Source organism: Limosilactobacillus balticus, assembly GCF_014145615.1.
GTDB lineage: Bacteria > Bacillota > Bacilli > Lactobacillales > Lactobacillaceae > Limosilactobacillus > Limosilactobacillus balticus.
This window is the reverse complement of sequence record NZ_JACIVH010000076.1, coordinates 1-16174: the sequence shown is the minus strand read 5'-3', so window position 1 is coordinate 16174 and position 16174 is coordinate 1. Positions and strand designations below refer to the sequence as shown.

Here is a 16174-nt window from a genome sequence, read left to right as displayed (position 1 = left end):
GGAGAAAATAAATGAAAAAGAAAGCAATCTGGATAACCATAATCGTTTTGAGCATATTATTCATTTTACAAATACCATTTAATTTTCATCATAATACTTATTATTATGCAACTCATACCCAGCAACAAAAGAATCGCTACCCTTTTGTTACACTGTTAGATTCGAATTACCTTCCTGCAAGTTATGTCCCTGGCTATAATGTGGAAAATGATGATAAACGAGGAAGTTATACAGTAAGTATTAACAAGAAACGAATTCACACAGAACAGGATATAGTTGAACTTAATGGTGCTCATATACGTTACAGCAAAGATTACAATGACCCAAATTATTATTTAAATAATTTGGCAAGCTTTTCTTTTTCCGAAAATGGGGTAATTAACGAATACTATAAAATTGGAAACCCGCCAAAGAATGCTAAACAAGAGATGAAACATGCTTTAGAACAAATACAGTCTGAGATTAAACAAAATTCAGAAAAGCCTTTGATCAATCTACAATGGCTATGGAACTTATGGTTTAGGCTTCCTAGTCAATACCGTTAAAGGGGATAAAGCAAATCAGAGAACGGAAAAAGCAAGGTTTATAATCGTTATTATTGCATACAGATGGCTATTATTATGTGCTTTAGAAATGCAGAAAGTCTCATCCATGTTGAGGTTTACTGCATTTGTTTTCTGAGTATAGGGCTTGGAATTATTGATTACATGAAAAATCGTCGAAAGGCAAAAGAATCGGCTAAAAAACAAGTTCAAAATGCAGTTAATGGCCTTAAGAAAGATGGAAAGGTAATTGCGAATGATATTAAAGTTGTTCATCAAAATCAACGCCGAACAATTAACAATACAATTCGTACACTTCCGCAAAGAATGACGCAAGCAGCTCGGAGACAAGTACAAACGGTACAACGAGCAGCTACCAAAGTAATTAATAGTGTAAAAAGAGTTGCGAGACCGATTGTTAAACCTGTCCAACGGTTTGTTCAACGAATTACCAGACCTGTTATTCGACGAGGCAACAGAACGGTAACGACTATTCGGCAAATGCCACAACGAATTACTCATTCAGTACGAAGAGTTACCCGAGCAGTTCAACGAACTTATCGTAAGGTAACGAGAAGCGTATCGAGGACAGTGAAGAGAACTGTAAATCGAGTTAAACGTTTCTTTAGAAGGAGACGATAAAAAATGAAAAAAGTAATAATTATAATTATTAGTGTAGTGGTAGGGTTATTTATATTGATTAGGATTCCGATTAATTTGCGAAGTAATGCCTATTATTATGCAACGCATATGCCACATAATAGAAAGCAGTATCCGTTTATTCCAGTTTTACTAGGACATTGGTTGCCAGCACGTTATACTCCTGGCTATGAAACAAGAAATACTGGCTCAACACGTGGACCACTTATAATAAGGCTCACAAAAGATAATCTTCAAAGAAAGGGCGATTTTTTAGAAATTGATGAATATGCGGCTGTCTACTCCTTAACCCGTGCTGACCAAATGACTGATGATAATTATGGCCTATACTTTTCTAATAGCGGTAAAGTAAAACAAGAAATTAAACAAAATATGCCAAACTATTCCAGAAAACTTATTTATGATGAGTTGGATTATGTTCAAAAAGAAATTAAACAAAATACCCCAAAGCCTAAAGTAAATCTACAATGGATCTGGAATATATGGTTTAAAATTCATTATCGTTAAAATAAGCAGCAAGTCTTTCTAACACGGATGAGACTTGCTGCCTTTCTAGGTACGTCCGGCATGGGTGTTAGCTAGGCGGTGAAAGTCCGCTATGGGCCGCAGTAGTCGGAACCATGAGCTGAGGGACAGGGGTGTCCACTGTGAGATGGAATCTGAAGGAATTCACCGAAAAATGCGTGGGTGGCTTCAGTACTACTCAATTGGGAAACTAACTGACTTTATTCAACGCCTTGACAAGTGGTTGAGGACCCGAATAAGGCAGTATATCTGGAAGCAATGGAAGAAGTTTAAAACTAAGGTAACTAATTTACAGAAACCGGGACTGTCTCAGCATGATGCATATGTCTTCGCTAGTACCCCTTACGGGTACTAGCGAACTGCACACAGTAAGACCTTGAGCTACTCTCTAACTAATAGAAAACTGGAACGACTCGGACTTATGAATATGTCCAAGACGCTCCAGTCAATTCAAAAGTGATTAAGTTATCGAACCGCCGTATACGGAACCATACGTACGGTGGTGTGAGAGGTCGATAATTGAATTAATCAATTATCTCCTACTCGATTTTTAAAATAGAGAACAGAAGTGTTGAATAATTATTTATCGATACTTAAGAGAAGGGGGACAAAACTTGTAACATACCATGGTATGAAAGAGTGTATAATATAATTATCTTAATATAATTGTTATTTTAATGATAAAAAGGTTGTAGGAATAAATAATTTTTGGAGGAATCATCGTTGACAGTCCATATTACAAATCTTTATGGTCAGAGCTTTCAAAGCACAGCTCAAATAGCACAAAATCAAATAGCTAAAATAGGTCGCGAACTTGGCTTTAACGAACTCGGAATTTACAATTATAATTGGCCAGGTGAACCACAAGGACAGTTAAGTTCGCGTTTTGATGGTATTATTGCATCTGTTTCAGCAAATGATACTATTATCTTTCAATCACCAAGTTGGAATTCAATTGAGTGGGATCAAGCTTTTATTGATCATCTTGCTCCTTATAATGTTAAAAAAATTATTTTTATTCATGATATTATTCCATTGATGTTTGAATCAAATCGTTACCTAATGCCACAATTTATTAATTATTATAATAAAGCTGATGTAATTATCGCTGCTTCTCAACAAATGATTGATTTTTTGCGGGATCAGGGATTAATGGTAAAAAAAACTGTAATTCAACATATGTGGGACCATCCAACTAATGTTGATTTGACTTTTACTCCTCAAAATTCAAAGGTTATTAACTTTGCAGGAAATCCACAAAAATTTGAACTAATTAATCACTGGCAATATCCATCACCTTTATATGTTTTTGCTAAGCCTCAAAAAATAAGCGAATATGATAACATAAAATTTATGGGATGGCAATCAGATGCGTTGTTATTAGCAAAACTAAGGCAAAATGGTGGATTTGGACTTGTATGGTCTAATGAGCCTTATACAATGAACTATATGAACATGAATGCAAATCATAAACTAAGCTCATATTTAGCAGCTGGTATTCCAGTAATTGTTAATAAATCTTTGGCAGAAAGTGAAACGATATTACGCAAAGGCTTAGGAATTGTGGCTGATAACTTAGATGAAGCAATCGAAAAGGTACAAGGGATAGGCGATCAGTCTTATAATGAAATGATTCAACGAGTTAATGACTTTGCTGTATTAGTTCGTAACGGCTATTTTGCTAAAAAAGCATTAACAGAAGCAATATTTAAATTACATTATCAATAAAAAAGCTGATGAGGAAAAAGTGATACAAAGAATACAATTAAATAATTTATTAAAACGTTTAGGAACTACATTCTTTATCTTAATCATTTATATTTTGGGTTGTACGATTCCATTACCATTAGTTAATATTTCGACAACTTTTCGGCAGGTATTAGCTAATAGTTCTCTAGGGATTATGAGTTTTATGAGTGGGGGTAACTTACAGCGATTATCGTTATTTTCAGTTGGGTTGAACCCATTAATGATTGCAATGATGATTATTCAGTTGCTAACGATGATGCGCCTATTCTACTTTGATACATTTTCAATAAAACAAACGATGAGAATACAGCAATGGTTAACTTTAATTTTTGCAATTATTCAATCGTTAGCTATTACTTTAATGCTAAAGCTTACGACAAATTTCTTTACGGGTTTGGCGGTAACGTTAATGTTGACTGCTGGGAGCTTATTTGTAGTATGGCTAGGGAATATGAATACGAAATTTGGCATTGGTGGAACAATAACGATTATCCTTTTTAACATTATTTCTGGTACCCTGCCTAATTTATTATCATCAATTGGAAAAATAGTGGGTCAGTCTTATGGATATCTTTGGTTGGCATTGGTAGTGCTTGCAAGCTTTGGACTTTTAATTTTTTGGATTTCTTTTAATCGTGCTTATTATCCGATTAGGATGGTCAATACAATGATAAGCAGTCATGATGAGCCGATAATTCTTCCTCTAGGCCTTAATATGGGAGCGATGATGACTTATATGGTTGGGATGTCATTGCTAATGATTCCAACGCTATTAGCAAATATTTTAGGTCCACAGTCTTTATTTGCTAACCCTTATTTTGAAATTGTACTTAGTGGAATATTAGCTTTTGCACTATTTTACTTCTTTACGTTTGTACAATTTGATCCTAAAGAACATGCCAAAATAATGTTACATAATAATAATTACATTATTGGCATTCGCCCTGGTGAACCGACGAAAAAATATTTACAGCGTCTATTAATTCACGTATCTTTTTGGGGAGCGCTTTTGAATGCTATCCAATTAAGCTTTGGTTTATTAGGATCTCGTATTCTGGGAGATTTCGCTGGATTAGCAATTTTACCAATGAATATTATAATGATTGTAATGTTTATGCAGGGAATAAAAGATCAATTATTAATGTTATTGTTCCCATTAAGATACGCACATTTAATGAAGGATGAGTGATTATGGATTATTTAGTTCCTGCTTGGCATGAGTTGTCAGAAGATTGGGCTCATACTATTCCTAAACTTGAATTTGATGATGCAGTTAGTCATATCAAAGTATTTCAAACTAACCAAAAGCCCTTTTCACTAATAATTACTGATTATCAGCCACAATTATCAACCAAATTAAATCAACTAACGATCTCACCAGCACAAATTTTTAGTACTTTTGATTATCTACAAGGAGTTCATCATGTTGATAGTCAAATTGTTGATTACCGTGATTTCAATTGGCCAACTGGAGCTTACTATGATTTTACAAACTTTCGAATAATCGTGATGGTCAAAGAAAATCCTTATGCCAAAGTAATTTTTGATACACAAGGTAAAATCCTTTGGGTGGACTATCTGGAAAAGGATAAGATAAGTCGGCGATTACTACTTGATAGTCGCGGCTTTATTTCGCGAGAAGAATTATTTGAAAATGGCCAGCCATATCAATATATTTATTATGACGAACAGGGGTATTGGCGATTTAAACATGATGTGAAATCTGATCAAGTTGAAATTAATAAGCGCTTTTCAGGATTAACAAATCACTTACACTATGAGCATTTAAATGATTTACTCACAGAAGTTGTTATTAAGCAGGTTTTAAGTAAGTTTAATGTGGACCGAGATAATTTGATTGTTACGATGGATGATCAAGCGGTAATCGACCCAAAAACTTATTCATCTTATCAACCAATTTTCTCCTTAAGTCGTTGGCATACGTATCGTGAAAGTCTTGATGCACTAAAGAATCAAAAACTAATTTTAGTTGCAGATAATAATGAAACAAAAAATAATATAAAAAAACAAACTAATATGGATGCAACAATAATTCCACTATTTCAGTCTCGTTTTAATTTGGGCCATAGTCAACGTTCGGATCAAGAGCGAATAGGTCTTTTTATTGAGTCAATGGCAAAAGATGAGATTGATAAAGTGTTGGAATTACTTTATCAGCGATTACTAAAAAATCCTAAAACAACAGCATTGACGGTAATGAGTTATAGTACTGAAAAATTCCAACAAGCTCAGCAAGCTCTTGAAAATTTGAAAAAGACTCATCAGGGTGAGTTTATCTTAGCTAGCGAGGAACAAAATGAAGTTGAAGAACTTTTGACGAAGCAAATTGATATTCCTAAACTAACTATTGATACAAAAAGAATTAGTACTCCTGCTGAAGCGGGGCGACAATTGGACTCTTTACGGATCTTAATTGACTGGGGAAACCAATTAGACGAATTTTTACAAATTTCGGCCATTAGTACAGGTATCCCGCAACTATATCGTCAGGCAAATGATCAAGTTAAAGATTATCAGAATGGATTAATTTGTCCTAAAATCAGTGATATCAATAAGGGATTAGACTATTATTTAGGTAGCCTTAAGCATTGGAATGAAGCTCTTATTTACAACATTCAACTGATGAACCAGTTATCAGCGGCAGAATTACAAAAGAAGTGGGAAAAAGTTTTAACGAAATGAGGTGAGTCTTCATGAATGTCTTACAGTTAGGTGCACAAAACTGGGCAGATAAATATAAAATTCCAAATGAAATAAAATGGACTTATAATACCTATCCTCATGCAGGGATACAAAAGTTCGATTTAGTAATAATTACGGAAGGGGTTCAGTTAGAGGATGATTTGTGGAGAAAGCTTCAATGGCAAGTCCCTCCTTATTGTGTTTTGTACTCTCCATTTGCTGAAAAGGACCTTAGTAAAGCCGGCTTAAATTTTATTAAATGTCAAGAAGCACGTCAGATTGTTGAAGAACCTCAAGAATTAATTAATCAATTGCCGGTCAGATTTTTTCATGGACAATCTGGAATGCGGCTTGCACCAACTAAATTATTATTAAATAATCCAGTAGGGGCATTTGTAGATGATGGTCACCTTACATTAAAAATTAAGGCTAATGAATGGACTAATTTAGGTAGTTATCAGCAAAATATTTATATTGATCCTCAACGGTTATTTAAATTTAGTCTTGAATATAATCGGCAAACTAATGTTAAAGTTCGTTTACGAGTTATTGTTCAGCCAGGTGCAGGAGATGGCAATCCTAAGGACCAATATTTCCTTAATTTTTCGAAGAATAATGAAGAACAAGAACTACCAATTAAACTAAAAGATGTTCCACGATATGCTAATGTTAGTCTTGAAGTTCTCGGAAAAGGAGAATTAACATTAGGTGTTTTGCATGCACGTTGGTCACGAAAAGATTATGGTGAATTTTTTACAGGAGGGAAACGCCTTGTTGATTCGGTAACTGGCGAAGATATTGCATATTATTTTAATCCGGGTGATTTGCGACCACCATTACATGTTTATTTTTCTGGAGCACGTGGTTTAGAGGGGTTTGAAGCATATCCTCTATTTAGACGTAACCATACTCCAGCCTTACTGTTTACGGATCCACGCTTAGCAGTGGGACAGTTTTATACGGGTGAAAAAATTGAAAGCCAGATCAAAACTACAATTATTAGAACGTTGAGGAAATTAGGCTTTAGTCGGCAACAATTAGTATTGAATGGAATTTCAATGGGAACGTATCCGGCAATTAAACTTGGTGCGCAACTATCTCCTTATGCAATTAATGTTGCTAAGCCAACTGTTAATTTAGGTCAGGTTGCTTTACGAGCACGTCTAGAGCGACCAGACGAATTTGATACAATTTTTGATATAGATCGGCAATTAGTATCTTCTTTAAATTCTGAGCAACTTGAGCAATTAGATACAAAATTTTGGGAATTAATGAATCAAACCGACTTAACTAAGACGCGGATATATGTTGGGTATATGAAAAATGATGATTATGATAATTTGGCAATAAAAAGAATGCAGGAAAACGCGGTCATTCAAAACGCACGATTGTTTGTTAGTAAAGGATTTCCTGGACGACATAATGATAATCGTGCAGTTGTTCAATGGTTTGTTAGCCGCCTTACAGAAATAAATAATGCTTTTGGACGAGGAGAATAAAAATGCAATATTTTGTTAATCAAGGCTATTGGGAACCAACAAATGCTTATTCTGCGGGTTCAGATATTAAAATAAATTCTGATGATAGTGTTTCATTTCATAATTCTCTCATGGCACCTGGAAAAGTAATCATGAACTGGAATTCTGTAAATTCATACCAGGCAACTAAGTTAGTTCCACAATTACCAATTCTCCGTAATAATCATAAATATCGCTTAAATGTGAATACAAAAGTGGCGCCGATTTATTCATTAATTATTCGGTTAACCTTTTTTGACGCGCAAGAACACGAAATTAATCATATCGAGTTTCAGCAACGATCAATTGAATTTGTTTATCCACCAGAAGCGGTGCAGTATCGACTAGAATTGATTAACAATGGCCTTACTGATTTAACTTTTCAACGGTTTGAAATTTGTGATGCAGACCTTCCAGTAAGCGTTAATGAGGATGTTTGGTTTCACGAGCCAATAAATGAAGCTGTAAAGGGAAAGCTCAATCTACTTTTAATTGCTGACAATAAAAGAGTTCGCAAAACATATCCAGATTTAAAAAAGTATGAAGATTATAAAATGCAGCCGATTAGTGTTGCATGGCAATCCTCAGCTGATGTAGTAGCAATTTTAAAACAATGGTTAATTTCGAAGCGAATTTATGATGCTAATGTTATTAGTACTAATCCTAAGCTAGATCGAGTAGTATTAGAGTTAAAGATGGAACTTTCCACAATCAAGGCGGTTATTACTAATCAGACTGACCCGCAATCGCAAATTGCTGATGTGATTTATCCGTTATTGCCCCCTACTACTTGGAGTTCCCCGGTATTGGTTAATCCAGACTGGCCAATTATCTTTTCGATTATTCAAGAAATAAATTTAAAAGAGGGATAAAATATGACGCACCCTAATTTTAGGTTACAAAAGGTAAAACGTACGCTTGCTAAAGTAAATGCCCTGGCAAGTGAAATGCGAGGGATGAGCGATGAAGAACTCAAACATCAAACTGCTCTATTAAAAAAAGAATTAGCTAATGGTAAAACCGTTGATGATATCTTGCCACGCGCTTTTGCGACCATTCGGGAAGCAGACTACCGGATTTTAGGGATGTTTCCTTATGACGTCCAAGTTATGGGTGCAATTGTCTTAAATCAAGGAAATATTGCGGAAATGAAGACCGGGGAAGGTAAAACTTTAACAGCGACGATGCCCTTATATTTGAATGCTTTAACTGGAAAAGGAGCTTTCTTATTAACTCCTAATAATTACTTAGCGCAACGAGATAAAGAGCAATTGCAGCCAGTCTATGAGTGGTTAGGGTTAACTGTAAGTCTTGGCTTTACAAATAGTGATCAAAAACCATCACCACAAGTAAAAAGAGAGTGGTATAACTCTGATATTGTTTATACGACAGCTAGTAGTCTAGCATTTGATTACTTATTTAATAATTTAGCAACGCGACTTGATGATCAATATCTACGACCGTTTAATTATGTCATTATCGATGAAGTTGACGCAATTTTACTTGATGAAGCGACGTCGCCTTTTGTGGTATCAAGTATGCCAATGGTTCAATCAAATTTATATCGGTTGACAGATAATTTTATTCACACTCTTCAACCTGAAATTGATTATAAACTGAATGAAGATCAAACTGCAGTCTGGCTTACATTACACGGCATTAGACAAGCACAGCGTTTCTTTCGTATTACTGATCTTTTTGCAAGTGAATATCGGGAAGTATACCGTCACATTATTCTTGCCTTACGTGCTCACTTTATTATGGAGAATGGTCATGATTATTTAGTTAGTGAAGGGAAGGTTGTTCTACTTGATGAGGCAAATGGTCGGCTAAAAAGAGGGGTAAAGGTCAGTACAGGGTTGCATCAAGCACTCGAAGCAAAAGAACATGTTGATATTACGCCTAACCAACAAGTAGCAGCTTCAATTACCTTTCCTAGTCTGTTTGGTTTGTTTAATAAAATCGCTGGAATGAGTGGAACCGCCAAAAGTGATGAGCAAGAATTCTTTGAAGTATATAAGATGCGCGTAATTCAAATCCCAACGCGAAAGAAAATACTTCGTAAAGATTATCCGGAACAAATTTATTTAACAACTCGCCAAAAATTAATTCATGCCCTTAATGAGACTCTTCAACTTCATCGCGAAGGTCGACCAGTATTATTAGTTGCTGGATCAGTTGAAAATTCAGAAATCATTTCTGAATTGTTATTGGATCAAGGAATTCCCCATAATGTCTTAAATGCTTTTAACGTTGCACGAGAAGCTGACATTATAAAAGATGCTGGACAAAAGGGAGCGGTGACGGTTGCTACTAATATGGCTGGTCGCGGAACTGACATCAAGCTCGGGACCGGAGTTAAAGAATTAGGTGGACTTGCGGTAATTGGGACGGAAATGTTACCAACGCGAGTGAAAATGCAGTTAGCTGGGCGAGCTGGTCGGCAGGGTGATCCTGGTTCGAGTAAGTTTTATATTTCATTAGAAGATAGCTATCTTGCCAAGAATAGTACCAAACGGTTCAAAAATTATTATCGTCAATTACAAAAGAAAAAGACTGATAGACAGTTGCGTAGCCCACGCTTAAAAATGAGTATCACAATGTTAAATGACCGGGTAGCTGCTAATCAGCAAATGGCACGTAGCAATGTTAATAAAAATGAAGCTGCATTAAAAATTCAACGTAAGTATCTTTATGATCGCCGTGATGAGCTAATGCGAACCGCTCATTTAGAAAAAAATGTTGGAAAATGGTTAAGCAGAGGAATTTCACTTTATCTTGATGAAAAAGTAGAATGGACTGCGTTAGAACTACGGCATTTAATGAACCAACATTTCACTTATGATGTTGTTAATTTACCCGATAATTTAGAATTAAGCCACGAAAAAATACAAAAATACTTAGAACAATTTTGTCAAAGGGTATTAGAACAGAAGGCGAAAGTATTAATCAATAGTGAACAATTAAACCAATTTTATCGTTCAGCTTTATTAAATGCACTTGATAGTAGTTGGACTGATCAGATGGCTTATTTAGCTAAATTATCAGCGATCGTTCAGCCATGGGCAACTGCACAACGGGACCCTAAATTTGTGTATCAAGAAAAAGCTTACCAAGCATTTGCAAAGATGTTTGATACGGTAGCGGAAAAGGTAGTTGATAATTTAATGCTAAGTATTATTCGATTGGATAAAGCTAATAATTTAATTGTTTATTTTAATTGATGATGGAGGAAAATATGACCGTATACAATATTAATTTAGGAATTGGCTGGGCCAGTAGTGGTGTCGAGTATGCTCAGTCATATCGTGCACAAGCATTTCGCAATATTGATATTTCAGCTAAGTTTATTTTTTCTGATCTAATTTTAGGAAACAATATTGCTGATTTAACAGCTAATCTGGGTTTTGATGATGATCAGATTATCTGGCTTTACAACTTTTTTACTGATATTAAAATTGCTCCATCAACCTTTTTACTCGATACCTTTGTTAAGCAAAATCATCTTGAGCAACGAAATTTTATCCTTCAGCCAGATAATGGCATGAAAGAGTTGCAGTATAAATCTGCAAAAGAAAAACTCACGATCGTGCCACGCTACAATGATCGTGAGAAAGGAACAATTGACCAGGTTACTTATGTCGTTAACAATCAACTAATTAAACGTGATTTCTATTCATATACGAAATATGCAACAGAATATTATAGTGGGGATACTCATGATAATCACGTTGTTTTTCGGGAATTTTATAATGGAGATGGGACGATTGCGTATACCCAACATTTAGATGGGGAGGGGCACGAACTATTTGAATTTCCTAATCAAAACTATTATTCAAAAACTGACCTTTATCGCGAAATGCTTCTGAAATTAAATTTTAAACCCGATGATATAATCATTCTTGACCGAATGGATGAAGATAAGCAATTAGTTAATGGTCAATTAATTTTTGAGCATCATTTACCAGCAAAATTGGTTATTCCTGTTCATGCTGACCACTATGACAAGCATTATACAAATGAGCACCAAGTATTATGGAATAATTTCTATGAATATCAATTTACACATTATCGTGATGTGTCCGCCTATGTCGTTGCCACTGATCGGCAAAGGGAATTGCTAACTAGTCAGCAAAAACATTTTAACCACGCTAAACCACAAATCAATACTATCCCGGTTGGTAGTTTAGAACACTTGGTAAAGCCAGAAAAGCCCCGTAAAACACATTCTTTAATTACTGCTTCTCGATTAGCCAACGAAAAACATATTGATTGGGTAATTGAAGCAACAGTTGTGGCACATAAAACAGTTTCTGACCTAACCTTGGATATTTACGGTGAGGGTGGTGAACGGAGTCGTTTGCAAGACTTGATCACAAAAAATAATGCTGATTCCTATATTAAATTAATGGGACAACAGGATCTAAAGAACGTTTACCAAAAGTATGAAACATATATTGCGGGCTCAACTAGTGAGGGTTTTGGATTAAGTTTAATGGAAGCAGTTGGTTCAGGTTTATCGATGATCGGGTTTGATGTTCCGTATGGTAATCAGACCTTCATTGCTGATCAACAAAATGGTTACTTACTGCCATATACTGAAGATTGGAGTAATTCACGTAAAGAACAATTACTAGCTGAAGCAATTGTTAAAAACTTTACTGAAGCGGACTTAGCATCTTTCCATGAAAAATCATATTCATTAGCTGAGTCATATTTGACTAAGAATGTTGCTAAACGATGGCAGCAATTGATAGGGGAGTTACAGCATGCTTAATTTATTTGATAACTTTGATCAAGCTTCATTTGATTTTCTTCGTTCTCAACGAACTGCTCAAATTAAAATCCCAACGGTCGTAATCAATGATGATGGATTTTTACCACCCGAAGTTGAGTCACCAATTAAGTATTGGGGTAACTATAACGTAAATAAAAAGCCCTTATATTTTGACCATCTTTCCTTACCTCGTTATTGGCGGATTTTAAGTACAGCAGCTCAGGGACAGATATATGATCTTGATAAGAAACGGGCAGATATTATATACCAAGCTACTGATAATACTCGGCAAGTAAAAGAAGTTCGCTGGTTGAATAATAATGGGCAAGTTAGCTGGATTGACCATTATAATCGTTATGGTTATCGTTTTGCACAAACTTATTACCGAAACGAACAGCCAGCATGGCGAAAATATTATGATAAAAAGGACCGTGTCTTTCTTGAATGGAATCTTATTGCTGGGGATTTCTTTCTAGATGTTGATGGAGGCTATCATTTTCCATCATTGATTGAACTTGTTAAATATTATCTTCAGACACGTCGTTTTAAACTTGATCATATTTTTTATAATACTTTAAACCAAGGGTTAAGTGTTTCACTGAACTTACCTGCAGATGGTAGTGATACTTTATTTTGGCATGAACCGCTAATCGGGGATGAATTGCCAGGTAACATGAAATTTTTAATGGAAAATAGTACACGGACTAAACATATTATTTTTCAACGATACACAGATTGGCAACGAATCGGCGCTAACCTAAAAAATAATAACGTTGACTTTGGATTCCTCGGGACTATATACCCGCATCCACGTGCTAATCAGCTGCGCCCCCAAGCTTTGATTCTTACTAATTCGGATGAGATAGTTGAATTATCAACGCTTATTAAGAGTTTGCCTAATGTTAAGTTTCATATTGCAGCCGTTACTGAAATGTCGAGTAAATTGTTAGCTTATCAACAGTATGAAAATGTCGAATTGTATCCTAATATCAGTTCAGCTCGGGTTAAACAATTGATTGCGGATTGTGATATTTATTTAGATATTAATCGTCAAAACGAAATTTTGGATGCTGTTCGTGGCGCTTTTGAGCAAAATATGCTGATTGTCGGTTTTGGTGAAACACTCCATGAACCACAATTCGTTAATCCTCAGAATGTGTTTAAAGTAAAAGAGGTCCAGAAAATGAGTAAACATATTATGGCAGCCTTGCTAAAACCGTCATTGATGAAGGAACTTATTGATACGCAGCGTCAACTAGCTAGTGAGGTTAGTGTACAAGATTATCAAAGAATGATTGGAGCCTTGCAAAGTGAATAAAAAAGAAGAGCATGACCAACCACAATCGCTTATTCAACAGGATGCTTTGAAACGTTTAGAAAAAGTAGAGGAAGAGAAGCGACAACCTTATAAAAAGAAAAAAGAACCAATTAACTTTCGTTCCGTCTTTATGACTTTACTTTTAATTCTAGTTATTGGAATGATGTTAATAGGATATTTTATTCGTTAGTAAAGGATCAAGAAGCGAAAATTTGTTTTTTGATCTTTTTAAATACATATTTTTAATGATTATATATTCATAATTGCACTTGCTAGATGTTAAATAAAATTATCGAATAATTACAGCAGGAGGCTAAGACGATGTTGATAATAAAATTAATGTTTCACTAAAAATTTATTTATTTTGAGGGAGCAGAGGTGTACAATCATTGATAATAATTTTGCTTGTCATTAGATTGATACATATGCTGATGATTATAGAGGGGTGGTTTATCTATGGCAAAAAACAAGAAAGGACAAGAAGACAAAAGTAAAGTAAAATTATATAAAACTAAACATGGGTGGTTTAGTGCATTAACACGTTTCTTTAAATTATTTTCTTTTAGGTCAAAGAAAGAAGTTAAGGCAACTGATTTTAATGATTTAGACTCATTAAAGAATATGCATACTTCTGACACGACGGATGTCTATAAAAAAGGGGCAGCAACAGTCGCAACCTTACTTGGGATTGGAGCAACTGGAGTAGCCAATCCAACTGAAGCTCATGCGGCTACGACTACCGTTGATCAAAGTTCTCAAGTAATTGGCTCTGGTTTAACATCTACTAGTACTTCAACGTCAAATAGTACATCGACTAGTCAATCAAAGACTTCTACAAGCGAATCAACAACAAGTACCTCAAATATTAATTCTGGCTCAATATCAGGTAGTACCTCAACCAGCCAATCAAAGACTTCTACAAGTGAATCGACAACAAGTACCTCAAATATTAACTCTGGTTCAACATCGACTAGCACTTCAACTGCATCTTCACAATCGGCATCAACTAGTACTAGTGTAATTTCATCTAGTATGAGTGGTTCGCTTGCTAATAGTGATACTTCATTATCTTCTAATGATGATTTTGAAACATTTACAAAGGAAAATTCTAATAGTACTGTCTTATCAGTAAATCAAAGTCTTTCATTACGGACAACGACTAAGAATATTACTAATGGGACGATTGCATTATTTAATTCTAGTTTTATTCAAACGAACAAAACTGAAGAAAAAGGTACTGTTAATGTAAGCACTGCCGATGAGTTTATTAATGCTATTAAAGATAGTAATATTAGTACTATCAAATTAACGGCTAATATTGATTTAGGAAACTCAGATATAGGGGATTGTAAAATTACGCCACATAATTTTACAATTGATGGAAGTAATGGAACTGGCAAATATGAACTAAATATTGGAAATAATTGTATTTGGCTTCATAATAATACTTCAACACAATATACGACGATCATTAAATCTGTAAAACTTTATACTGCTAATCAACGTGGTGGGTTTGCCATGACTAATCCAGTTCTTATGACTAAAGGTGCTGAGTATACATTAATTTATGATGATGTAGATGCTACAGGTGGAACTGCTGTTTTCGCAGATACAAATGCTGGCTTAAAAGTATTTGAAGTTCGTGGAAATACGACTATTAATGGTGTGAATTCGTATCAGTATAATGGAAACACTTATACAACTGAACAATCTGACGTTGATGGGTATCAAACCTTAATTTATAGTGGAAATGATTTAAAAGTTGATGATGGTGCTAGTTTAATTATTAATAATAGTATTACGCCATTTGATATTGCAATGCTGGGTAATCATATCGAGCATGTTGTATCAGTTGGTAACAATGCTAATTTGACAATAAATAATACTTATAACTATAGAGGCATATGGCCATGGTATTACGCTGCAAATATTGCGTTAACTAAGGGAACTGCTAGTTTTGTTGCTGGTGAAAACTCAAATATTAATCTGAATACTAGTGGTACAAATCTTTACTTCTTAAAGGGCTCTAATAATACTGTTACCTTTAATCAAGGAACGAACGCTACATTATCAGGTAACCGTAACTTCTACTTTGGTAATTCCAACAATACTATTAATATTAATGATCCCGCTCATTTAACTTTAAATACAACAACTGGTACAACTTTCTCTACAGATTATTCTGTTACGGTAAATGCTAATAATACCAATGTTGTTGTAACAAATAATGGAGTAACTAGCGACTCAAATTACTTTGGAAATAACCAAAGTACTGTTAATGGCACCAGTTATGCAATTGGCGCCACTACTGGTGAACAAAATAATGGAAATGCACCAGTACAAACGGTAATGGCAGATATTAATCAGAATGGTACTACTAGGG

The 16174-nt window shown here is 34.9% G+C and carries 13 protein-coding genes and 1 pseudogene; all 14 read left to right on the top strand.

Annotated features, from left to right (window positions below; all coding sequences use genetic code 11):
• The first annotated feature begins 11 nt into the window (after positions 1–11).
• Positions 12–545: a hypothetical protein gene (locus tag H5S10_RS09540; RefSeq protein ID WP_182589391.1), complete on the top strand. Its 534-nt coding sequence runs from the start codon at positions 12–14 to the stop codon at positions 543–545.
• A 162-nt stretch (positions 546–707) separates the two neighbouring features.
• A complete protein-coding gene (locus tag H5S10_RS09535; protein WP_182589390.1) occupies positions 708–1184 on the top strand; it encodes a hypothetical protein in 477 nt (158 codons plus the stop codon).
• A gap of 3 nt (positions 1185–1187) precedes the next feature.
• Entirely contained in the window at positions 1188–1709 is a 522-nt protein-coding gene (locus H5S10_RS09530) for a hypothetical protein (RefSeq protein WP_182589389.1), read from the top strand.
• A gap of 121 nt (positions 1710–1830) precedes the next feature.
• Positions 1831–2187, top strand: a pseudogene (locus H5S10_RS09525) (group II intron maturase-specific domain-containing protein); the annotation flags it as partial.
• 263 nt (positions 2188–2450) lie between these two features.
• Positions 2451–3455 carry a sugar transferase gene (locus tag H5S10_RS09520; RefSeq protein ID WP_182589388.1) on the top strand — a complete coding sequence of 335 codons (1005 nt, stop codon included), beginning with the start codon at positions 2451–2453 and terminating at the stop codon, positions 3453–3455.
• Between the two features lie 19 nt (positions 3456–3474).
• On the top strand, positions 3475–4665 hold the full coding sequence (secY2, locus tag H5S10_RS09515; RefSeq protein ID WP_182589387.1) for an accessory Sec system protein translocase subunit SecY2: 1191 nt from the start codon (positions 3475–3477) through the stop codon (positions 4663–4665).
• A gap of 2 nt (positions 4666–4667) precedes the next feature.
• Positions 4668–6179 carry an accessory Sec system protein Asp1 gene (gene asp1, locus H5S10_RS09510; RefSeq protein ID WP_182589386.1) on the top strand — a complete coding sequence of 504 codons (1512 nt, stop codon included), beginning with the start codon at positions 4668–4670 and terminating at the stop codon, positions 6177–6179.
• A gap of 11 nt (positions 6180–6190) precedes the next feature.
• Positions 6191–7678 carry an accessory Sec system protein Asp2 gene (gene asp2, locus H5S10_RS09505; RefSeq protein ID WP_182589385.1) on the top strand — a complete coding sequence of 496 codons (1488 nt, stop codon included), beginning with the start codon at positions 6191–6193 and terminating at the stop codon, positions 7676–7678.
• A 2-nt stretch (positions 7679–7680) separates the two neighbouring features.
• Positions 7681–8568: an accessory Sec system protein Asp3 gene (asp3, locus tag H5S10_RS09500; protein ID WP_182589384.1), complete on the top strand. Its 888-nt coding sequence runs from the start codon at positions 7681–7683 to the stop codon at positions 8566–8568.
• A 3-nt stretch (positions 8569–8571) separates the two neighbouring features.
• The gene (gene secA2 / locus H5S10_RS09495; protein ID WP_182589383.1) at positions 8572–10920 is read left to right on the top strand and encodes an accessory Sec system translocase SecA2; all 2349 of its coding nucleotides are present in this window, start codon (positions 8572–8574) and stop codon (positions 10918–10920) included.
• 14 nt (positions 10921–10934) lie between these two features.
• Complete coding sequence (gene gtfA / locus H5S10_RS09490) at positions 10935–12473, top strand: accessory Sec system glycosyltransferase GtfA (protein ID WP_182589382.1); 1539 nt, start codon at positions 10935–10937, stop codon at positions 12471–12473.
• A complete protein-coding gene (gene gtfB / locus H5S10_RS09485) occupies positions 12466–13791 on the top strand; it encodes an accessory Sec system glycosylation chaperone GtfB (RefSeq protein WP_182589381.1) in 1326 nt (441 codons plus the stop codon). Before gtfA ends, gtfB begins: the two co-directional genes overlap by 8 nt.
• Positions 13784–13981, top strand: coding sequence for a hypothetical protein (locus H5S10_RS09480; RefSeq protein ID WP_182587463.1), 198 nt, complete (start codon positions 13784–13786; stop codon positions 13979–13981). The genes gtfB and H5S10_RS09480 overlap by 8 nt, the downstream gene beginning before the upstream one ends.
• A 266-nt stretch (positions 13982–14247) precedes the next feature.
• On the top strand, positions 14248–16174 hold a 1927-nt coding region (locus H5S10_RS10350), incomplete at its 3' end, for a serine-rich glycoprotein adhesin (protein ID WP_231795918.1).

Coding starts and splice junctions, on each gene's coding strand:
- H5S10_RS09535 (WP_182589390.1), top strand. CDS start 708: ATGAAAAATCGTCGAAAGGCAAAAGAATCGGCTAAAAAACAAGTTCAA.
- gtfA (WP_182589382.1), top strand. CDS start 10,935: ATGACCGTATACAATATTAATTTAGGAATTGGCTGGGCCAGTAGTGGT.
- H5S10_RS09530 (WP_182589389.1), top strand. CDS start 1,188: ATGAAAAAAGTAATAATTATAATTATTAGTGTAGTGGTAGGGTTATTT.
- asp3 (WP_182589384.1), top strand. CDS start 7,681: ATGCAATATTTTGTTAATCAAGGCTATTGGGAACCAACAAATGCTTAT.
- secA2 (WP_182589383.1), top strand. CDS start 8,572: ATGACGCACCCTAATTTTAGGTTACAAAAGGTAAAACGTACGCTTGCT.
- H5S10_RS09540 (WP_182589391.1), top strand. CDS start 12: ATGAAAAAGAAAGCAATCTGGATAACCATAATCGTTTTGAGCATATTA.
- asp1 (WP_182589386.1), top strand. CDS start 4,668: ATGGATTATTTAGTTCCTGCTTGGCATGAGTTGTCAGAAGATTGGGCT.
- gtfB (WP_182589381.1), top strand. CDS start 12,466: ATGCTTAATTTATTTGATAACTTTGATCAAGCTTCATTTGATTTTCTT.
- asp2 (WP_182589385.1), top strand. CDS start 6,191: ATGAATGTCTTACAGTTAGGTGCACAAAACTGGGCAGATAAATATAAA.